Source organism: Synechococcus sp. MIT S9508 (genome assembly GCF_047303045.1).
In the GTDB taxonomy this organism is placed as follows: domain Bacteria; phylum Cyanobacteriota; class Cyanobacteriia; order PCC-6307; family Cyanobiaceae; genus Synechococcus_C.
The window spans coordinates 724,461-746,459 of sequence record NZ_CP138941.1 but is presented as its reverse complement, the minus strand read 5'-3'; the positions used below and the strand labels follow the sequence as shown (position 1 = coordinate 746,459).

Annotated in this window: 17 protein-coding genes; 12 read left to right on the top strand and 5 right to left on the bottom strand. The window is 51.5% G+C overall.

The genetic code is table 11. The features are described from left to right. The first annotated feature begins 217 nt into the window (after positions 1 to 217). The 3 genes from SIB42_RS03730 (at position 218) to SIB42_RS03720 (ending at position 2,357) form a co-directional block, all read left to right on the top strand. On the top strand, positions 218 to 631 hold the full coding sequence (locus tag SIB42_RS03730; protein ID WP_413328412.1) for a hypothetical protein: 414 nt from the start codon (positions 218 to 220) through the stop codon (positions 629 to 631). A 117-nt stretch (positions 632 to 748) separates the two neighbouring features. Next, a complete protein-coding gene (locus SIB42_RS03725) occupies positions 749 to 1,615 on the top strand; it encodes a hypothetical protein (RefSeq protein WP_413328414.1) in 867 nt (288 codons plus the stop codon). A gap of 328 nt (positions 1,616 to 1,943) precedes the next feature. Then, a complete protein-coding gene (locus SIB42_RS03720) occupies positions 1,944 to 2,357 on the top strand; it encodes a hypothetical protein (RefSeq protein ID WP_413328412.1) in 414 nt (137 codons plus the stop codon). A 106-nt stretch (positions 2,358 to 2,463) separates the two neighbouring features. Here the strand turns inward: SIB42_RS03720 and gatB are convergent, their stop codons facing one another. After that, positions 2,464 to 3,948 carry an Asp-tRNA(Asn)/Glu-tRNA(Gln) amidotransferase subunit GatB gene (gene gatB, locus SIB42_RS03715; protein ID WP_067098637.1) on the bottom strand — a complete coding sequence of 495 codons (1,485 nt, stop codon included), beginning with the start codon at positions 3,946 to 3,948 and terminating at the stop codon, positions 2,464 to 2,466. 54 nt (positions 3,949 to 4,002) lie between these two features. On the opposite strand from gatB, the gene thiO reads away from it, so the two are divergent. After that, the gene (gene thiO, locus SIB42_RS03710) at positions 4,003 to 5,127 is read left to right on the top strand and encodes a glycine oxidase ThiO (protein WP_067098641.1); all 1,125 of its coding nucleotides are present in this window, start codon (positions 4,003 to 4,005) and stop codon (positions 5,125 to 5,127) included. A 207-nt stretch (positions 5,128 to 5,334) separates the two neighbouring features. Here thiO and SIB42_RS03705 read toward each other — a convergent pair whose 3' ends face one another. The 3 genes from SIB42_RS03705 to ndk form a co-directional block, all read right to left on the bottom strand. Further along, positions 5,335 to 6,465, bottom strand: coding sequence for a hypothetical protein (locus tag SIB42_RS03705; RefSeq protein WP_156485306.1), 1,131 nt, complete (start codon positions 6,463 to 6,465; stop codon positions 5,335 to 5,337). Between the two features lie 366 nt (positions 6,466 to 6,831). Then, complete coding sequence (locus SIB42_RS03700) at positions 6,832 to 8,256, bottom strand: cyclic nucleotide-binding domain-containing protein (protein ID WP_156485307.1); 1,425 nt, start codon at positions 8,254 to 8,256, stop codon at positions 6,832 to 6,834. Between the two features lie 72 nt (positions 8,257 to 8,328). After that, the gene (ndk, locus tag SIB42_RS03695) at positions 8,329 to 8,787 is read right to left on the bottom strand and encodes a nucleoside-diphosphate kinase (protein ID WP_067098647.1); all 459 of its coding nucleotides are present in this window, start codon (positions 8,785 to 8,787) and stop codon (positions 8,329 to 8,331) included. Positions 8,788 to 8,924: 137 nt separating this feature from the next. On the opposite strand from ndk, the gene speA reads away from it, so the two are divergent. Then, complete coding sequence (gene speA / locus SIB42_RS03690; RefSeq protein ID WP_067098733.1) at positions 8,925 to 10,835, top strand: biosynthetic arginine decarboxylase; 1,911 nt, start codon at positions 8,925 to 8,927, stop codon at positions 10,833 to 10,835. A gap of 16 nt (positions 10,836 to 10,851) precedes the next feature. Here the strand turns inward: speA and SIB42_RS03685 are convergent, their stop codons facing one another. Continuing rightward, positions 10,852 to 11,541, bottom strand: coding sequence for a Crp/Fnr family transcriptional regulator (locus SIB42_RS03685; protein WP_067098736.1), 690 nt, complete (start codon positions 11,539 to 11,541; stop codon positions 10,852 to 10,854). Between the two features lie 47 nt (positions 11,542 to 11,588). On the opposite strand from SIB42_RS03685, the gene SIB42_RS03680 reads away from it, so the two are divergent. The 7 genes from SIB42_RS03680 to SIB42_RS03650 all read left to right on the top strand — a co-directional run bounded on the left by SIB42_RS03680 (position 11,589) and on the right by SIB42_RS03650 (position 21,806). Continuing rightward, positions 11,589 to 12,302 carry a cyclic nucleotide-binding domain-containing protein gene (locus SIB42_RS03680; protein WP_082825123.1) on the top strand — a complete coding sequence of 238 codons (714 nt, stop codon included), beginning with the start codon at positions 11,589 to 11,591 and terminating at the stop codon, positions 12,300 to 12,302. Then, on the top strand, positions 12,299 to 14,203 hold the full coding sequence (locus SIB42_RS03675) for a CHASE2 domain-containing protein (RefSeq protein ID WP_067098650.1): 1,905 nt from the start codon (positions 12,299 to 12,301) through the stop codon (positions 14,201 to 14,203). The genes SIB42_RS03680 and SIB42_RS03675 overlap by 4 nt, the downstream gene beginning before the upstream one ends. Before the next feature lie 48 nt (positions 14,204 to 14,251). Further along, on the top strand, positions 14,252 to 16,003 hold the full coding sequence (locus SIB42_RS03670) for a hypothetical protein (RefSeq protein WP_231856507.1): 1,752 nt from the start codon (positions 14,252 to 14,254) through the stop codon (positions 16,001 to 16,003). A 45-nt stretch (positions 16,004 to 16,048) separates the two neighbouring features. Then, entirely contained in the window at positions 16,049 to 16,711 is a 663-nt protein-coding gene (locus SIB42_RS03665) for a Coq4 family protein (protein WP_067098656.1), read from the top strand. A gap of 212 nt (positions 16,712 to 16,923) precedes the next feature. Further along, a complete protein-coding gene (locus tag SIB42_RS03660) occupies positions 16,924 to 17,103 on the top strand; it encodes a hypothetical protein (protein ID WP_197459942.1) in 180 nt (59 codons plus the stop codon). A gap of 439 nt (positions 17,104 to 17,542) precedes the next feature. Next, positions 17,543 to 19,552 (top strand): serine hydrolase, encoded by a 2,010-nt coding sequence (locus SIB42_RS03655; protein WP_074160793.1) that lies wholly within the window; start codon positions 17,543 to 17,545, stop codon positions 19,550 to 19,552. Between the two features lie 364 nt (positions 19,553 to 19,916). Then, positions 19,917 to 21,806 (top strand): S8 family peptidase, encoded by a 1,890-nt coding sequence (locus SIB42_RS03650; protein WP_156485309.1) that lies wholly within the window; start codon positions 19,917 to 19,919, stop codon positions 21,804 to 21,806. Positions 21,807 to 21,999 lie beyond the last annotated feature (193 nt).

The following is a 21,999-nucleotide window of genomic DNA, read 5'->3' as shown; positions in this document are numbered from 1 at the left end:
GTCGTAGCTATCAAATGCACTGTGACCAAAATCACAAATCCCCGAGATCAGGGTCATCTTTTTAGCCCACGAAGCAGGCGATCGTGAAGACATCGGCGGAACACACTCCGCTCTTTTCTCCTCTCCTCCTCACGACATGAACCGCTCAGCAGCTCTTCTCACCGCACTGACTCTCTCTGCAGGTGCCAGCCTCAGCCAAGGTCAGGCTGCTCAGGCTATGAACATCGCCTGGGACTGCTTTGATCGCTCAACCGAAGCTCTAGTCGCACGCAGCGCAATCGACATCACAAGTCCAGCAATCAGCTGTCAACCAGCTGTTGGCGCTGGCAGCCAACAAGCAGGCAACAACACCGATCATCACTCTGAAGATGTGATCGAAATTAGCCATGAAGAAACTGTTTCCCAAGACGAAGGATTCGGCTTTGAAGATGACAGTATTGAAAACAATGAATTCCAAGATGATGCCAACGACTTCTCCGATGAAGACTGGGGACAAATCGATGACGGTAGCGAAGACATAATCGCCGAGGAAAGCGACGATCCACCAAGCACAGGTGGCCAACTAGGACAAGCGCTTGGAAACCACCTCGGTAAACTCATTGGCCAAGGGCTAGCTGATCTCTTTAACTGAAGAGTCACTGCAGGAAAAGAGTAGGGGCTAACTCCTGCAAGCTTTATTAAGGATTTAAAAGTAATGATGACAGCCTCCACCAAGCAAAGCCAACCTTAAAGCAATAAAAATTCAACCATGCATTCAAAAAAATTAAATCTTCTCTCATACTTAATAGCCTCAGCAACACTAATTAGCGGAATCTTTGGCAATAAAACTCATGCACAAACGACCGAATACTGGAACTCTAGCGAGGGAGAACTACAAATAAAGAGCGAAGGAGGGAATAGCTACTTTGGGATCTTTAACGGAAATCAACTTCTCGGAACAAGGAGCAAGCAGGGATATTTTATAGGGCATTGGATCAACAAAAAACAAGATACTCCCAGATGTAAATACAAAATAAAAGATTCTTACTACTGGGGAATCGTCAATTTAAAGTTCAATTCAAACAAATTTTCCGGTAAATTTGGGGTCTGCGATTTTCCTCCAGGAGCGCCATGGAAGGGCACTTTAAAAATGACAGGGAGCGGCAATAGTGGTCTTGACCTCTCGGGCTTTTTTCAACCTGCATACACCAGGACGTTTATAACAAGCTTTGGCCCGATGACGTTTCAAAAGACGTCCGGAACATACGACCGCGGAAAGTATGGAAATGGCTATGGATCAATCAAAATAACAAACACATTTTGGAGACCAAGCACAAGACGCGAGCAAGAAGTTCAAGGTAGATTCATAAACAATGAAGGCAAGAAAGGACAGTTTGTCCTAAATTTTGAATCTGAATGTGTATTCAGAGGAGAATACTGGTACGACCACGACCGCACCAAAAAAAGATATCCCTGGCTAGGCATTTGCTATAGCGGCAAATCCAGGCCTTCTGGACGGTGGAGCTGTAAAGCTGACACTGCACCTTGCAATGCTCAAGCAGCAGGCTTACTTGTAGAAGAGTACTGCGTAAAAAATCCAAAAAAACTTGGATGTCCTTTCAAATTTACGAGATAAATCTTTCTTTCCCCTTTCGCAGATTCGGGTTGATTTAATGCCTATTCAAAAGGATTTTTTACGGCCATTCGTAACCCGAAAACTTGGATTTCAGCAGACGATGCCTTTCTGGAACAGCCTTTTTCAAGTGGTGTGAGCAGAATCACAACGCACTGAGACCTTGGTCAACAACTCATCTGCGAATTCAGGAGATCGTGAAGACATCGGCGGAACACACTCCGCTCTTTTCTCCTCTCCTCCTCACGACATGAACCGCTCAGCAGCTCTTCTCACCGCACTGACTCTCTCTGCAGGTGCCAGCCTCAGCCAAGGTCAGGCTGCTCAGGCTATGAACATCGCCTGGGACTGCTTTGATCGCTCAACCGAAGCTCTAGTCGCACGCAGCGCAATCGACATCACAAGTCCAGCAATCAGCTGTCAACCAGCTGTTGGCGCTGGCAGCCAACAAGCAGGCAACAACACCGATCATCACTCTGAAGATGTGATCGAAATTAGCCATGAAGAAACTGTTTCCCAAGACGAAGGATTCGGCTTTGAAGATGACAGTATTGAAAACAATGAATTCCAAGATGATGCCAACGACTTCTCCGATGAAGACTGGGGACAAATCGATGACGGTAGCGAAGACATAATCGCCGAGGAAAGCGACGATCCACCAAGCACAGGTGGCCAACTAGGACAAGCGCTTGGAAACCACCTCGGTAAACTCATTGGCCAAGGGCTAGCTGATCTCTTTAACTAAGAAGTTTAGATCCACTAAAGACACCAAACCTCTCTTAGCCAGAGAGGTTTTTAATCGAGACTATGCACTAATTCACAGCCCTGATGAATTGGGATCTCAAGAAAGTTCAACCCTTCAGCTTCTGGCTGAGAACCTGGTTGGCAAGTTTCGGATCTGCCTTACCACCGGTCTTTTTCATCAGCTGGCCCACAAAAAATCCCTGAAGCTTGGTCTTACCACCACGGAACGCCTCAACTTCATCGGGATGAGCGGCGAGAAGGTCCTCAACAATGGCAGTGATCGCCACAGGGTCGCTGATCATTCCCAGCCCACGCTCATCCACGATCGCCTTGGGGGAACCGCCCTTTTCCAGCAGTTCAGGAAGAATTTCCTTGGCAATCTTGCCGCTGATCTTGCCGCCATCGATCAGCTTCACCATCTCCGCCAACTGATCGGGACGGAACGGGAGTTCTGCGTAACTCAGCCGGTTGCTGTTCACATAAGCAGCGATGTCGCCTGTGATCCAATTGGCTGAGAGCTTGGAGTCAGCACCTTCACTCACCACCGACTCGAAGTAATCGGCCATCGGACGCTCATCGGTGAGCACGCGGGCGTCGTACTGAGACAGACCCAGATCATCGGCGTAGCGATGCCGCTTGGCGGCTGGCAACTCAGGCAGTTCCGCCCTCCACGCCTCAAGCTGTTCAACACTCACTTCGATGGGTCCCAGATCAGGATCGGGGAAATAGCGGTAATCGCTGGCCCCTTCTTTGCTACGCATGCTCTTGGTGAGCTGCTTGCCCTCATCCCAGAGGCGGGTCTCCTGAACAATCGGCTCACCGCTCTCATAGGCCTTGATCTGACGCTGGATCTCGTATTCGCAGGCCTTCTGAATCGCGGAGAAGGAGTTCATATTCTTGATCTCCACCTTGGTGCCGAAGGGGGCATCAGGCCCTCGGCGCACGGAGATATTCACGTCGCATCGTAGCGATCCCTCCTGCATGTTGCCGTCGCTAACTCCGATGTAACGCACAATCCGACGGATCTCCGACGCGTATTCAGCAGCTTCACGACCCGTGCGTAAATCCGGCTTGCTGACGATTTCTGCAAGCGCCACTCCAGCTCGGTTGTAATCCACCAACGAATGGGTAGATCCCGCCAGACGATCACTGCCGGCGTGCACAAGTTTGCCCGCATCTTCTTCCATATGAAGGCGCTCGATTCCGATCTTTTTGAGATAGGTGTCCTTGCCCTTTTCAGCCACCTCCACCTCGATCCAACCCTCTTCCGCGATCGGCTCGTCGTATTGAGTGATTTGGTAGTTCTTCGGAAGATCCGGATAGAAATACTGCTTGCGATCGAATTTGCAGTGCTCCGCAACGTTCAGATTCAGGCCCATCGAAGCCTTGACCGCATACTCGAGCACCTTCTGGTTCAACACCGGCAGCGTTCCCGGCAGACCACAAACCACCGGATCAATGTGGGTGTTGGGATCATCCCCAAAGGTGGTGGAAGCTGCCGTGAAAATCTTGCTGTCGGTGCCCAGCTGCACATGGGTTTCAAGGCCTATCACAGCTTCCCAGGCCTTTTCAGTCGCTGAAGGTGCCGACATCCGTTGAGAGGATCGATAAGTGCTTGATCCTATGGAAAGGCTAGACATTCGGTCATGACCGCCTCAGACAGCTCAGCCCCTCAACCGGTGCTCATCCTTGGTGGAGGCCTGATGGGACTGGCCGTCGCCCATCAACTGGCACGCCGTGGCATCCCAGTGACGGTGCTGAGCAGACGCCGCAATGAAGCAGCTGGTTTCGTTGCTGCCGGGATGTTGGCGCCCCACGCCGAAGGCCTCGAAGGAGCGCTACTGCACCTAGGACAAATCAGTCTGAGACGCATACCCAGCTGGGTCGCCCAGATCGAGGCCGATAGTGGTCTGCCTTGCGGGCTTCGTTCCACGGGCATCGTGGTGCCCTTCCACAGCGCAGACGAACGGGACAGTTACCCAACAGCGGCATTAGGCGAGCACCTGGACCGCGAGCAGTTAGTGCAGGAACTGCCAGGCATCAACTCGGCCTGGAGAGCTGGACTGTTGTTCGCCCAGGACGGCCAGATCGATAACAGACGTCAGCTCATGCGAGCTCTGGAGAGCGCCTGCGTGGATCGCGGTGTGCAGTTTCAAGAGGGAGTAGAGGTATTGGAACTGTTCACGGCCAATGACCACCTGAGCGGAGTGCACACAAGGGATTCGGAGGGAAGAGAAGCAACACTGACCTGCGAACGCGCCGTGCTCTGCAGTGGCGCCTGGAGCGGACAGCTGTTACCTCAGCTGCCGGTGTTCCCAGTAAAAGGTCAGATGCTGTCGCTGCAGAGTCCGCGCGGTGCCCTCAGGCGCGTGATCTTCGGCCCGGGGATTTATCTAGTACCCCGCGAAGATGGGCTGGTGGTGGTCGGCGCCACCAGCGAACGCAATGCCAGCTTCAGCGAAGGGCTCACTCCACAAGGACAAACCACCCTGAAACAAGGAATTGCTTCTCTCCTACCCGAAGCCGAGAGCTGGCCTCCTATGGAGCGTTGGTGGGGGTTCCGTCCCTGCACACCTGATGAAAGACCGCTGCTGGGAATCAGCCCGATTCCAGGGCTTCTGCTGGCCTGCGGCCATCATCGCAACGGCGTTCTCATGGCTGGTGCAACCTCTGAACTGATCGCCGATCTTGTAGCAGAGAATCAGCCGAAGAACGATCTTGCAAAACTTCTACCGAACTTTATATGGGATCGATTCACAGCACCCAACTGAAACATTGTATCTACTAGAGAGGAAAAGAACAACCACCTTTAGCCATTCTCCTTAGAACTACAACACCCCAAACCACAAAAATGATGACACAAGCGCTGCCAAAATTGACAAAAAATGATTCAATCGCACAAACATGCTCAACATCGCGCTAACAGACTATTAACAACAACTAGATCATTGCAATAACTATCAAAATGCAAACGGTTATCAATTGACGACCTTCTGTCTCTCCATTGGCACCAACTTAAGCGGACCAATTCCATAATTGAGTTCTATTAATTCCAGCAAGTCGTTGAGAAGTTTTTGCAAATCATAAAATTTTTCAAAATTTTCTATTTCACCCTGAAGCCTTACTTTCACAGGATGGCCCAAGTCCTGAACCGTAAGCGTCAAGAAATCATCCTCATCAGGATCGCAGGGAATACGGAACTGAAGGCCTCCCTGTAGAAAAGGGAGGAGATTTTTGAGCATATTACTATTCGGAATAGTATCAGGATTTAGATCGAATGATCGACTCAACATTCTTTCGCTAATACCACTAACTTGCCACTCACGGCATTTCGACTCTCTTGAAAACATTGTCCAGCTAAAATTTTCCAGATTCAATACATACAGGCTAGGATTAATTAAAGACTGGTCCGGAAGACCTACTAATTTACAATGGCATTCACCAGAACTAATAAGAAGCTGCTTGCCATCACTTGATAACTCAGCACAGTGGCTCCATATCGAACCGGGGCTGTTACCATGACATTCAGCAACACGAATACTCCAATCGTTGGTATTGAGGATAAACACCTTTGTGGGAGCCTCGTCCCGATGTTCCCGGTAACCCAAATTACCAATAATCCAGATTTCATTTCCAACTAACGTTGCTGATGCATAGTCTGTTGGTGGAAAGGTTTTTAGCGGATAACCATAAATGGTAACTTTATCGTCTTCGATAACAACCACATCATTGTAGATCCAAAAGCCAGGATCATAAAAATCTTCATGTGCACCCCCAATAAGAACACGTCTTCCGTCTTCGAGAATTACCTTAGCCTGGCCATATCGCTGAAAAGAGAAGCAAGGACCCGCTTGAAATTCATCTAGTACCCCAAAATCCTGGCTCAATCCCCATGAACTGCCTCCGTGACGTATCGCATAAACCCAGAATTGATTAGTAAGGTTTTCAGGATTAGATCTACCAGGGCGAGGTGAACGCCATTGCAAAAAAGTTTGCCGATCGGGAGCTTCTTTGGACAAGGATTGGAGTCGCTCATGGTCCAACTTGCGCTTGCGCAAGTTATTAGTCCATTCATTTGACATTTCAGCCATAATGTCGGGGGTAGTCATGAATAATATAGTCATCATATCAACAGTCAAAATGCCATGACTATACATATTTACCAGAAGCATTCAACAACGCACCTCTACACCTTTACGGCAATTAATCGATGAACCCACGAAGACAAGAATAAGAGCTACAGAAATCCAAAAACTACTGCTACAAGCAAAGAACTTGCCAGTAATCATCAAAGATGGCAAGAATATCCAGCTCTGCGACTTTTTCACTTAAAACGAAGGCAAATTTAAACTGAAATAATCAATACATTGACGCACAAGCTTCATGGCAAATGCTCAGAATTAAAACAAAAAATCAATGCAAATGACTACATGTCATGTAAAACATATTGCGTGAAAACTTAAATATTATTGAAATCAGTTTTCGCGGGTCGCAATCGAAAAAAGATTAACGCCGGCATCTTCGAACCTGCACTGAGTGAGACCCACAGGGAACCCGGCCGACTCCGCCAGCTTCACCATGGCTGCCTGATCACGGTGAATCAGACGCCAGTCGAGCAGGTGATCCATCAGGCCGCGAGTGGGATTGTTTATATGAAAGTTTCCGAGGATCGAGCGTCCGCCGGGTTCTAGGCAAGAGTGAATCCATGTCTGCAAACGAGTGACAATCCGATCATCGAAATAATCAATCAGGCCGATGGAATAGATCAGATGCTGAGGCTCAAGGTCGAGTTTTTGTCGACCAACACAAAGGTGCAGAAGATTGCGACGTTCAAGCCGCACCACATGTTCAAGGCCTTCACGAACAAGACGCTCCCGCACATATTCAAGCGCCTTCTGATCAACATCGACCAAAGTGAATTGCACCTGATCAGCAAGATCGGAATCTTCAAGAAGAAGATCGAAGATCTCTGCAGCCGGACCACACGCCAGACTTGTTACCCGTAACGGCCGCTGGTCGGTGAGTGTCAGAGCACGTTGCAGTTCCTCCCGCAACAGTCCACGGCGATTGCGTACGGCCTTGGCCGCGGGTTGATTTAGGAAACAGCGATCAAGCAGTGTGCCCAACTCCCCAGCACCTCCTGGCTCATCGGCATACATCCAGGCAATCGTGAGGAAATCGCCGGCATAACCACGGGGCTTGCGATACATCCTCTCCGCCGAGCGGGTCAGCAAGAGATAGGGAAGCAATTCGATGCGCAGAGCCTGAAGAGCGGGGTTGTCAGGTGCCGGGGTATCTCCCGAAAGTGCTGGAAACAGACTGCCTGTAAGACGAACCAGAGTGTCAAACGCTGCTGCCAGATCCCTGCGCAGAACAGCGTTAGGTTCACTGCGGCGAAAATCGGCTTCCACCGCAGCGGCACACTGCTTGAAACGAATCACAGCAGCGGCCAACTCCGGCGGCATCAGAGAAGGAGCGCCAAGTCCTGCCACCCCACAAAGACCATGGGTATGGGTCTGCGTGAGCAAACGCTGGGCATTGATGGCTGCCAAAGCCTTGAAGACACGCTGCCCCTGCGCAGGGTTCGACTGCATCAGTTCATGGAGAGCGAGCTGCGAAAGACGCAGAGCCTCCACCGGCTCACGGGCCATCACACTGGCCCGGGCCACACCACCCAAGAGAAAGGAGATGTCACCGAGCACGCTGCCAGGACCTAGCAGTGGAGCCTGCTGTGGCGACAACCCCTCCCAACTGGCCTGAACAACACCTGAGGAAATTAAAATCAGGTCAGCTGGAGGCCCCCCCTCCTGAATCAGACTGTCCCCTGGAGCAAACGTGCAAGGCTGCACATCTGCAAACGCCTGATCAACAACTCCTTCAAGGGCCTCGAGCAGCAGCAACGACTCAGCGTTCAAAAAAACCCCCGGGACAATGTTCCGAGGGTATTCAGATTCAGATCAACCGCCAGACAATCAGTCTTCGACCCGCCAAGCCTGATCAGAAGGACTCCAGTCATTGAGTTCGGAGGCCTGAAACCAGAGCCCGATCTCGAATGCAGCAGTTTCGGCCGCATCTGAGCCATGGATCACATTGCGACCGATGTTGACAGCCAGATCACCACGGATGGTGCCTGGTTCCGCCTCAAGTGGCTTGGTGGCACCGATCAGCTTGCGGGCACTGGCGATGACCCCATCGCCTTCCCAAACCATGGCGACCACCGGGCCCGACGTGATGAAGTCCACCAGACCAGCGAAAAACGGCCGCTCCTTATGCACGCCATAGTGCTGCTCAGCAAGTTCACGGCTGGCGGTGATCTGCTTGAGACCCACGAGCTTGAAACCTTTGCGCTCGAAGCGGCCGAGGATCTCGCCCACAAGACCACGCTGAACACCATCCGGCTTGATGGCGATGAAGGTACGTTCGGCAGCCATAAAATAAGTAAAACCGCCGCCATCGTCCGTGCCCGATGGCCCGCTTGGCAAGCAACAGGGATGCCTGGGCCCTGATCTATACAGAAACCCTGCTTAGATTTCTGCTGCTGATGCTCTTTGAGCGCTGATTGACGCTGATGGCTCGCTCCGACACTGCCGGTACCTGGACCGTTGAAAACGGAGCTGGTCTCTACGATCTGGACCGTTGGGGGGATTCTTATTTCTCCACGAACTCCCGCGGTCACGTCACAGTGCAACCACGCGGTGACCGCGGCGGCAGCATTGATCTAGTCGATCTGGTCAAAGGATTGCAGGAGAGGGATCTTGGACTGCCTCTGCTGATCCGTTTCGATGACATCCTCGAAGATCGCCTTGAAAGGCTGCATGCGGCTTTCGATCGCGCAATCGCCCACTACGGCTATGTCGGTCGTTATCAGGGCGTATTTCCTGTGAAATGCAATCAGCAGCGTCATGTGGTGGAGCAGCTGGTGGATAGCGGCCAGCGCTGGCATTTCGGCCTGGAAGCGGGCAGCAAGGCGGAACTGTTGATCGCCCTGTCGCTACTGAACGATCCTGAGGCTCTGTTGATCTGCAACGGCTACAAGGATCAGCGCTACATCGAGACGGCGATCCTGGCTCGACGTCTCGGTCAGCAGCCGGTGGTGGTGATCGAACAACCCGATGAAGTGGAGCGGATCATTCAGGCCAGCCAGGTCCTCGGAGCTGCACCGATGATCGGCATCCGCGCCCGCCTCTCCAGCCTCAGTACCGGCCGCTGGGGCAGCTCAGTGGGCGATCGCGCCAAGTTCGGCCTTTCAATCCCCGAATTGCTGGAAACCACCGAAACGCTTCGGGACGCGGGTCTTCTAGGCGACCTACGACTGCTGCATTTCCATATCGGCAGCCAGATCAACGACATCGCAGTGCTCAAGGACGCTCTTCAGGAAGCAGGGCAGATCTACGGCGAACTGCACCGGCTTGGCGCGCCGATGGGATACCTGGACGTGGGTGGTGGACTTGGAATCGATTACGACGGCAGCCGCAGTGCCACGGCAGCCTCAACCAATTACTCCCTGCAGAACTACGCCAACGATGTAGTGGCGACGGTGAAGGAGTGCTGTGAACCCTGCGGTGTGCCAGTGCCCACTCTTGTGAGTGAGAGCGGAAGAGCCCTGGCAAGCCACTTCAGCGTGCTGGTGTTCGACATCCTCGGTAACGGCGGAGCCCCTGACGAGATCCCGGTGCCGCGTGAGGACGACCCACTGATCGTGAGAAACCTCCACGACACGCTGGGCGGTATCAGCCAGGGCAACTTGCAGGAGGCCTGGAATGATGCTCTTAAATTCAAACAGGATGCTCTCAGTGCCTTTCGTCTCGGCTATCTGAGGCTGCCAGAACGCGCCAGGGCGGAACAACTCGCCTGGGCCTGTGCACGTCGCATCGTCAAACTGCTCCCCCAGGACGACGATATGCCTGAAGAGTTGCACAGCCTGCGCGCCAGTCTGGCCAGCACCTATTACGGCAACTTCTCAGTGTTCCGATCCGCTCCGGACACCTGGGCGATTGACCAGCTATTTCCGGTGATGCCGATTCATCGTCTGAATGAAGAACCTGATCAGCTTGGCAGCATTGCTGACCTCACCTGCGACTCCGACGGAAAGCTGGCCCGTTTCATCGAAGGAGGCAAGAGCAAGACACTGCTCGAACTGCATACCCCGCAGGAAGGGGAGCCGTACCTTCTCGGCCTCTTCCTGGCAGGCGCTTATCAGGAGGTAATGGGTAATCTGCACAATCTGTTTGGCAGTACAAACGCCGTACACATCCGCCTCGCTCCGGGTGGTGGCTACCGATTGGATCATGTTGTGCGGGGCGACACCAACGCTGATGTTCTACAAGCGATGGAACATGACCCTGATCTGATGCTGGAACGCCTGCGCCTGGCCAGCGAAGAAGCCATCCGCGAAGGCAGGCTCGGGGTCAGTGACGCCCGACTGCTGATCAGCCATGTGAGCAACAGCCTGCAACAGAGCACATACCTGCAGGCCTGACAACGCGCCGATCAGCTCAAACCTGCAGCAGGCCGCGTTTGACCAGTGGCTGGGAATCGGCGATCCGCAACCGACCGTTGTTCTCAGCCACGGTTCCGCGGGTTCTCAGCTTGCTGAGCGTGCGTGAAGCCGTCTCCCTTGCCAAACCCGCCAAAAGTGCGATCTCTTTCTGAGCAAGGGGCGGGAGTTCCGTTTGTACATCCTGCCCCCCTGAGCTTTTACGCGCCAGATACGCCAGCGCATCCAGCAATCGAGTGGTGGCATCGGCACTCTGTAGAGCAAAACGCTGGTTGAGATCACGCAGTCGACTGGCCTCCAACCTCGCCAGCGCCAGCGCGAATGGAGCGAGCTGACCCAGCAGCGAAGCAAAGGGAGCCGACCGCATCTTGATCAGATGCAGAGGCGTCAAGGCAACCACGTCTGCAGAACGTGAAGCGCCATCCAGTGCGGCCATTTCACCAAAGACATCACCGGGTCCCAGCAGAGACATGATCACTTCATCTCCGTCAGCTGTGTACGTGCGCACCTTGGCTAAGCCGTCACGGATCAAGAACAGTGATTCCCCCCAGTCCTGCTCCATCACAATCACCTGGTCGAGCTGATGACTAGTCACGCGATGACGATCAAGCAGCAGGGTCAGCTGCTCCGTCAGGAGGCAGGCGAACAACGGCATAGAGCCAAGTTCCTCAGTCGTGAGCGCAGGCATTGTCAATAAGGAGTGCGACCGGAAGGAAGGCAAGCCACAAGATCACCATGACGATGTTGACGTCAGGCTGCAACTGGCTCTGCCACAGCAAGACGTTCGGTCCTGGGGAGCTTCAGTACATGACGGGAAGAGAGCCTCATCAATCTTCTCTGGCCAGCATTGGCTCAACAGCTCCCAGGTCGCGCATGGAGGGCAGAAACCAACAGCTCAGCAGGATGCGCGATCGGTTGCGAATGCTTTTAAGCACTCATTTATCAGCCTTGAATCACACCACACTCAAACCGGCGATCGGGGAGGTGGTGATTCAGCAAGACACTCCGGCTGAACGAATCCTGGTCGTACAGGCAGGTGAACTGCGCGTGGAGCGAACTGAGTCGGGTGGACGGCCACAGCTGATCGCCACGATCGGTCCTGATGAAATGGTGGGGGAAATGGCATTGATCGGCGATCAGCGTCACAGCGCCAGCGTGACCGTCAGCCGCGGTCCGGCGGAACTGCTAGCCGTGCAGGCGGATGACCTCCTACAAGCCGCTATCTATGACAGCGATCTGGTGATGGAACTACTGGCTCTGAGCAGTCATCGATGCCGACAAACCAATCATCATCTGGCGCTTATTTTGGAGGGTCTCGAAGCACTCAGCACACGAGACAAGCCCTTGCTGGAGCGATGCTGTAAGGAGCTGGACAAGTCGACCGAACAGGCTCTATGCAGCACTGCGGAGCAGCTCAGACGTCTAGAGCGGACACTGGACCAGTCATGAGCAAACTACCTGTTCCGCGATGGCTGCATCGCCACAGCGCCGTCCTGATCCTCAGCGGTGTGGTTGCCGTGAGCGGGGGAATGACCAACACATGGTTGAGCCGCCTCGAGTTGCGTTTCGCTGGAGTGGTGCAGGAAACCCGCGGGGTGCGACCAGTGCCCGATCGGCTCAAAATCGTAGCGATTGACGAATTCAGTCTGCAACAGGCGGCCAATGCAGATCTCAGCAGCGATCCGTTACTGCAAAGCCTGAGCCAGTGGCCCTGGCCAAGGCGAATCCATGCCATGGTGCTGGAACGCCTGATCGAAGCGGGAGCGACCGCAGTAGGTTTCGATTTGCTGTTTGAGTCGTCCAGCATCCATGGAAACGAAGACGATGCGGCGTTCGCTGAGGCTCTGCAACGTCATCGTGAGCAGGTGGTTCTTGGAGTGCAGGTTCTCAACAGCCGAGGACCCGTTGCAGGAATGTCCCTGCTGGATGTCACACCAACTTTGCGGCCTACTGACAAGCCCATCGATAGAGGACTGCTCAACGGCGAACCGGACAGTGATGGAGTAATCCGGCGCCGACCGGGACAGATCAGTCAGCCCATACGTGAACAGCTAGGTTCAGCGATTCCTGATGGCCTGGCCGTCGCGCTGCTCAGGAAACAGAGCGAGTCCGCTGATCTCAGCATCCACAGACGGGACCTGCTGGATCCCTACGGTCCACCAGGAACCATCCCAACCCTCTCGATCTGGGAACTGATTGAGCCAAATGCGTATGCCGCAATCAAGAAGTCGGGGCTGCTGCGTAATGCTCTGGTTCTAGTGGGTCCGACAGCAGCCGTTTTGCAGGATCTCCACCCGGCAGTGTTCTCAGGTGCGCAAGGTATGCCGGGAGTTGAACTACATGCAACGGAACTGGCCAACCGCCTTGATTCCCGCTCACTGCACTGGATCCCCACACCACGAGCATGGAATGTTGTGATGGCGTTGCTGGTGATGGTCGCCGGAGTGAGCGTGGCCCGACTTGAACGACCGCTGTCTCGTCTGGGTTTGCTGCTGGGAAGTTCAGGGCTTTTAGTTGCAGGCAGCGCTGGTCTTATCGTCTGGAGCGGAGTTCTGCTGCCGGTTCTAGGGCTAGCAGGCAGTTTGGCAATCACGGGGATCGTGACGAGTGCCGATGCAACGGTGCGACTGCAGTGGCAGCGACGGCGTCTGCGCCGCACTCTTGGGCGCTATCTCTCTCCTGCAGTGGCGGCCGAGATCGCGAACCAACCAGAAGAGGCAGATGGCCTGCTGGGCGGACAGATGATGGATGTGGTGATCCTGATGAGTGATATCCGGGGGTTCACCGGTTTCACCAAGGAGATGACGGAACAAGGGAAGGTGAAGGAACTGGTGACCCGCCTAAATCAGTACTTCAGTGAGGTGGTGAATGCCGTGCATTTCGAGCAGGGGACCGTTGACAAATTCATCGGCGACGCTGTCCTAGCCGTGTTCGGCGCGCCGCTGAAACAGAACCGAAGCGCAAATGTGCGCGCGGCGGTCAGAACCGCAATCGCTCTGCAGAGACAGCTGATGGAGCTCAACCGCGGCTGGGAAGAGCAAGGCCAGAGACCCTGGCAGCAGGTGATTGTGCTCAGCCATGGCTGGGTCCTGAGCGGGAACATCGGTTGTGCCAGCCGGATGGACTACACCGTTATCGGTGATGCCGTGAACACAGCCAGTCGCCTGGAAACGATCGCAAAACAAACTGGCCAGTCGATCGTGATGAGCGCGGCTGTGGCCGAGCAGATCGAAGGCGATATTCCTCTGCATAACATTGGCACCTTCACAATTCGAGGACAGGGGGAGCAGCAGGTGTTCGCACTTAGAACTGACACTGATGCCGACGACCGGCCAGACACTCTTCAGTAACAACGACATGTCTGCTGCAGAGAGCGAACGATGCATGTGTCAAGGAAATTGCTAGCCCTCTCATGCGCCGCAGTCCTGATCACACCTGAAGCGGCTGCAGCTCCGTTCAACAGCGCAACCCTCCGCCGCATCATCGATGGCCGTGAGGTGTTCATTGATCGTCGTCAGGCCTCAGTAAATGAAACCGCCGATCGGGGACAGGAGCTAAGCACCGGCAGTAGCAGAGCTGAGGTGCTATTCGATCGCCGCGCTCTCGGCTTTCTGGGCAAGAACAGCCTGATTCGACTTGGAGAAGACTGTTTCCGCCTGGATCGGGGTCAGGTATTGGTCAATGGCCCCCAGAACACCTGCCTAGGCAGCAAAGTGCTCGGCATCCGTGGCACGACCTACGTGCTCAGCGTTCAAGACAACGGCACATACGAACTGGCAGTGCTGAGCGGAGAAGCCTCGGTGGGAGACGCCGTTCATGAGTCGAAGACGGAAGACAGCCAGGACATCCTGTCGATGTACCCAACGCTGAATCCAGTCATCGGCTTCGGATCTAGTGCTTGGGGTGGCAATGCATCAGGGGAGACCCTAGGAGAAGCAGCAGGGCTCATCCTTGGTGACGCTTCCTTTTTTATGCCGCTCAGTCAGAGCTTGGGAAGCAATCTCCTGTACAGCTACACCACCGCCAGCAGCAATTTTGATGCCGCCTGGGGTGCCAGCACTGAACTGGGATACAAGTGGTTCAACCCTGATAACAGAAGTATCAGTTCAGTGTTGATGGGGTACGACGGCTGGGATAGCGCTGGCTGTTTTCAGTCTCAGCTTGCACTAGGAGGTCTTTGGCAAAAGGGGCGCTGGCAGTTCGGGGTGAACGGTGGGATTCCTCTGGATCAATGCGTCAATAACCTCGGATATGCGATTGGTCAGATCGGCATCCCCATTGCCGACGTTGGAGATCAATCCATCACCTTGTCACTCTCCCCTTATGTGCTCTATGGGATTGGCGAATCGTTTGGAGGAGGACGGATTGGGGTGAATGTCCCAATCGGCAATCAGGTGATGCTGTCGACCTACGGCCAATACGACAATCTTCTGGACACGGTGATCGGCGGACAGATCAGTTACAGGTTTGCCACCAAGGGAGGCTTTGTAGATGATCCAAACCTGCAGCGACCATCAGCCTCATCTCCGATGCCTTGGCAGGCAAGGGAATTCAACACAGGCAGTCCTATGCAAATTGCAATGGGGCCAAAGCGCGAAAGCTCTCCACCCCAAGCTGCAGAGAAGGTACAAATTTCAGAAATGACCAATCTGATCGGCAATACAGACACATTGGTGCAACTCAAAGCCGGTGAAGAGGCAACTTTCAGCCCCGAAGGTGTGTTGCTGAATCAGAAAATGATGAGCAAAGATCGCTTCTCACAACTGATCATCGAGACGATGAGTGGCCAGAACCTTCTACCTGAAAGTCATGCGATCAATCTGGTCTACAAGAAGCTTTATGGGGTGCCTGATGTCACTCTTCTGTCGATTCTGGGATCGGACTGGCTAATCGCAGCCAGAACACCCTATCCACGTCTACGCGGAGCAAACAATCTTGTAGTTCCAAACAACAAGTTGCCCAAGACAGAGAAAACATATGTTTGCAGTACTTCTGGCAATTACCGCAAGTATTATCAAACTGGAAATTCAATGGGTGTAAGCAACATCGCCGATGCCACAAGGTTCCAAACGACATCAAACACTGGATCCTGCAGTGGAAAACTTGCAGGATCGTCTGGACAAGATGCAACATCGCCAGAGTTCATATAAACATTGCTAGAATGAAAGGAAAACAATAGATAGTCACAAAAACCAATGAATATCAAACTCGGAGAACGATTACAGAGTCTGAAGCTTCTAGCCAGCCTAGCGGCCTTTCTGAAAAACCCCGGCTCTCTCGACAGCGTCTTCGCCGTAGGCGCCAGCTTGAAGGACAGCCCGCTTACCGAACAGATGATCCGCCATCTGCTGGACAATCCCACCTTTGCTCAACTGGTGAGCGATGGTTGGCGTCCGCAGCCGATTGACTTGTCGGCACTCCAGAAACTTCCCGCGGGCACGCTCGGACGCTGCTATGCCGATCAGCTGATTAGCCAGGGAATCACACCCGAAACACTGATTGACCCTTCACCAATCAGCGATAAGCGTGATTACATCGTGCACCGTCTGAAGGAAACCCATGACATCACGCATGTACTGACCGGGTTTGGAGTCGATGGTGTCAGTGAACTGGGCCTGCAGGGATTCAACCTTGCACAGAACCGATCCCCACTGGCGGTGATGCTGATCTTCGGAGGCATGCTCACAGCACTGCAAAACAATGAACCTCTGGCTCCGATGCTGCGTGCACTAGCGAAGGGCTTCCAGATGGGATTGGATGCTGAGCTTGTGATCGCACGCAAACTAGAAGAGGGCTGGGATCGGCCCCTCAACGAGTGGCGCACTGAGCTGAGGCTGCCTGAAGCAATGCCTAGCTGATCCTTCCATAGGCGCTGGCGTTATTGGACGAATGGAGGCAAGCAGGAGAGAGCAGGAGTAAACCCATGTAGTGAGATGAACCTCAGCGGCAGGCGTTTCGAGAACGACCGAAGTACTGCTAGCTAGCAACCCACCAGCAGGAACTCAATCCTGAGAAGATCGTCGCAATTGAAAGAGAAATTGTGTGTCGGCAAAGCGACTCGATGGAGACATTGACGTTGCTGACCCAGGGCAGAATCGAAGTTGATGTCCGCCACGACAATCAAGTCCACACTTTGGCCGAAGTGGAAGCCTTAGAATTACTGAGCGAAGTTAGTTTCTTCGTAAATGGCAAGCACTGCGGCGACTTCCGAGTTATAAATAAACCAGCTCAACTTCAGGCCATTCCATGATAATCTCTGGTCCAGTCCATGTTTTTTTGACAGCAATCTCGTGGGGAAAATGATGTCGCCAGTCAGTGAGAGTTGCCGTCGGGGCAATCACGTCAACCAGAATGAGAACCATAATCTACTCCTAAATTACATCCGGGATCTGATCAACCCCGATCCTCTAGAACTAAATCGCCGTTAACAACAAACATAATTCAATCTCACGGGAATTGATAATAATGCGGAACCAATAGCAAGATTTCAGCACCATCCCAAACAACCTCAAAAACAAAGCTCGGAAGCGTTAAAACAAATAACTGACAAGCAGTCGCGACTGAAGCAAAAGATACATGTTTACAATAGTTCTAGCAAAGCAATCAAAAAATTAAAAGAATGCGAAGGCAAGCCTAATGGTTCTCGCAAAGAAGCACTATAAAAAAAAGCCCTCAACTACTTATTTGTGATGAAATATACTTTCAGAAACTTAATGCAAGTTGCAATACTTGGAAGCTTGGCAGTTAGCTCACAGAGCCTTGCGAGACCAGCTTACTTTACTCGCCACAATATGACTGGACAAGAATATCAATCTGAGGCGAACAGGAGAAGAGCTGCGGGCTACAGACTTAAATATGTAGATGGATATACGCGATCAGGAAGCGCACGATTTGCTGCTATCTGGGAAAAGATTCAAGGCCCCGGCTACATAGCCAGGCACGGATTGACACGCAGGGAGTTCAACAAGCAAATAAGAGAAAAAATAAAAGGGGGAGAATTCCAAGCAATTGTAGTAGACGGCTATGAAGACAATGGGAAAGATCGATACGCGATAATCTGGGAAAAAAGAAGAGTGCCAAGACAAGCCATTGGATTCATGATGAGCAGCAGCAAATATCAAGAGGAATATAATCGCCTTAAAAGAGTTGGGTACAGCTTAAGCTATGTATCCGGTTACAATGTAAAGGGAAAAGTATATTACACAGCAATCTGGGACAAAATTAATCCAGGTGACCGCCGTAAGTTTGCAAGACATGGAATGACATACCAGGCCTTCATGAGAGAGATTGGCCGACAAAATCAGCAAATGAGACTTAACCATATTTCCGCATACACCTTCAACGGAATACCCTATTATGCCGCAATTTGGGAGGAAAAAAAATCAGGTGATCCACGCCAAATTAATTATATCGGAGCAACAAACAGTCAATACAATTATGATTTCTTTTCCAAGCGACAAGAGGGGTACCTTCCAGCTCTAATCACTGCGAATGACAAAAACGGTAAACCACGAATATCAGTCATCTTCCGAACAGGAGAGAACCCACAAACACGTGGTAAAGCATGTACAAGCAATTACTGCTTTAGCCTCAATGCTCTAAAGCAAAATATAGAGGCAAGAGTCAATCCTCTAGGCGAGAAACAATTGTACAAATATGCATACGAATTTTCTCTTGGAAATGCAAAAATCTCTGGTGCAACTGGCCCATATCGCGGTTCTGGCTCTAGAGCATTTACGGTGAATGACAGACTCAATCCTGCCAGCGTCACCAAATCAACCACGGCTGTCGGCTTAATCAAGGCTGTCACAGACACACCTGGAATCACATTAAATTCTAGAATTGGTCCATACCTGCCATCCAACTGGAACGCAAAGCCTTATGTCAATAACTTAACCTTTAAGGAAGTACTTAGCCATAAGACTGGCTTTACTAAATATAAAGATGGAAAGTGTAGTGGCAGCAGCGGCACCACTCACGGGGAAGTACGACAACGAGCAGAATCAGATGCAGGCCCAGATGTATTTCGCCCGGCGCCTGGCGAAGAAATAGAGGTCAATTGTGGGAAGGGGAATACTGTCTATGCAAATGCAAATTATGCATTAGCAAGGATCTTGGTTGCTTCTCTTGATGGATATAGAAACTGGAATCATGCGCAAATCGGGAAAAAAGTGGGTGAAAGATTTCAGGCCTACATGAACGCCAACGTGTTTAGGCCAATCGGAATTAGAAATGTACGCTACAAGCCTGCTTCAGATGCTCCATTATTTTATGCTTGGCCAAACACTGTCTTAGGAAGCGGAAATTCAACAAATTTCGGAGATTGGTCACTTAAGCCTGGCAGCGCTGGCGTTCAACTTTCTACTCATGAGCTAAATATTTTCGCAAGAGCAATGTTTGACGGCCCTCTGCTGACTTCAAGCCTTAGAAGAGAAATGCAAACCGATCGAATGGGATTGAGAGAGGAATTTTCACCATATTCTGGAGTTAAATGCTATCAGCATGGTGGGTATTTACCTCAGAAAAGAGAAGGTAAACCGGGTTATTACGATGCGCAACTGAGCTCCGTCCTGATAGGTTGCACAAACGGACTTAGAGGATTTATGGTGGTCAATGGCTTAAACAAACAAGGCGAAAATACTAAAGCCATTAAACACACAGTTGAAGCAGCAATAAGACAATCTTTTTCAGCCCCATAATTAAAGTCATAATGAGATAGAGCTAATCACCATTGCTTGGTCTTGGCTGATAAGCTCTATCGTGTCGATAATTGAACTAGATACAAGCTTGCCTATGAATCAGATTACGTATCTTCATGAAGATGATAATAAATAGCCACTATGGAAAAGAACAAAATTTTATGTTCTCGTATTTCACGACAGAATTCAAAGCCTAGCGGCTAAAAATCGAGCTTATAACAGCCAATAAAATTAGCCACAAACATCCTTAGGTCTCATTCCTAGTCAGCTAAGGCGTGAACTGTAGCGGAATGGAGAGTAGGCGAACGAGGAAACATAATATGTAGCCGAAAAGAAAATATTCATAAAATTAAGGTAGGCAGCTTTGAGCGGTGTTCATCATAAAAATGGAACTCTAAACTTATTCTCAATAGAGCAGATGAACAAAAAGATTGTTGCCTTACTGGCTGGAAGCCTAACTGCAAGTGCTTTGAGTGCTGGAAGTGCTAGCGCCGCACCTGCAGGAAGCCCATACAACCCGTATGGAGTAAGGATGCCTAAACCAAACACAGCAGTGACAGTTGAGACTGGAAAAAGCAAAGCCAGTCCAATAAAAGTCACTGAGACTACCTACAAACCAGCTAAAACAAAAAAAAGCGCACTAAGACCCCGCTATTCATCAACAAGCCCCGGCCTGCGAAACTCAAAAGTCAACTCCGACGGAACAGTTTCGATCGTCGTGAGGTTCAAACAAGATTACAAGATTCCATACTTCCCCACGTCGGAACAAAAACGCAAAGCTGCTGCTGCTCGGCTGGTAAAGCAAGCCCAAACAAGCAAGCAAAGGCTACAGGGCCTGAAAGCTCTAAAAAGGCTAGGGTTCAAGCCAGAAGAAAGCTTCTGGATCGTCAACTCAGTCGCCGGAAGAATTCCTTCTAAAAATCTTGGAGCACTTAGCAAAATTGCAGGAAGCCAAGGCATCGAGTACGTCCAGGAAGACAACACTAAATACCCAGCACCTCAAGACGCAAGTCCAAACAATGACGTCGCACGCGTTCGCAGGGATATGGAAAGTGATCGCTACAGACCATTTAATCGATATAACAGGATTGCATTATTCGACTCAGGTGTACAAGCAACACACAATCTTCTAAGAAATCGAATCTCTAGAAATGCGGATTGCGTTAATGGAGGCAGAAATTGCCTTGGAAGAGGGCGCAGAACTGGAGACGTCGAACCTAATGGTCACGGAACATCTTCCGCATCAATAATGGTTGGCTCCAACGCTCTCGGCAATCGCTTCCGAGGAGTGACAAATGCAAGAGTAGATTCCTATATTATTTACAATGATCCCAACCCAAGTCTAGCTGCCCCCTGCAATACACGCGCTTGTGGAAGTGTCACTGGGGCCCTAAGGGCATTCCAGAGAGCCGTCAGCTCTAGCGCAAAAGTGATCACAGCCGAAATGCAATACGGCGGGGGAGAAAATAGCTCTACCGCAATAGCTGCCGATAACGCATACGATGCTGGGATGGTTGTTATTGGAGCCAATGGCAATAATGGGCCAACAGCAGGCACGGTCAATAACCCAGGGCGAGCTCACAAAGCACTGGGAGTTGGAGCCATCTATCTAAATAATAGAGGCAACAATCCTGCCCAGTACAACAACCAGTCCAGAGGACCAGCAAGCGATGGTCGCGTTAAACCTGACATTCAGTTCTTTTCACTTAGTGAGACCGGCAGGAAAGGAGGCAACTCAAACCTTGGAACATTTAGTGGTACATCGGGATCTACACCTTATGGCGGTGCCGTAGCCAACTTGATAGCTTCATGGATGGGCAATTATGGAAGAATCAATCCAGGATTTACCTATTCATTCTTGTTGCTTAACGGTCAAAGGAGTGGTTGGAACGCGCAGAACAACACAACAGGTGTTGGCCTCGTAGAGCTGCCATCTCAAGGCAGTGCGACTTCCGCAAGGCTCGTTATCCATAACCGTCGACGTCAATCAATCCCGATTCGTGTGCCACGTGGAGCAAGAAGATTAAAAGCGGCAGTCTGGTGGCCAGAATCAGTCAACCAAACTCATAACGATCTAGACCTACGGATCGTGCGTCCAAACGGAACGATCGCTGCATCATCAATCAGCATCAACGGCGTCTGGGAAGTTGCGGAGACAGCGAATCCTGAACCTGGAATCTGGAGAGTCGAAGTTGTTGGTTATCGCGTTGGCCGTAGAGGCCAGGAATCCTTCTTGACTGTTCATAGGAGGTAACAAATTTCTTCAGAAGTTCTTATGAATTCGTATACGCACTCTCCTTAGTGAGGGTGCGCTTTTTAATGCAATGTCGAAGCTTTCGAAGAAAAAATCAAAGATTTTCTTCTAAGATTATCCAAAAAATCACTGATCGAAGCAACAATAATTTAATCAGTATATCGAAATCATCAGATCGAACAGGCGTGACACA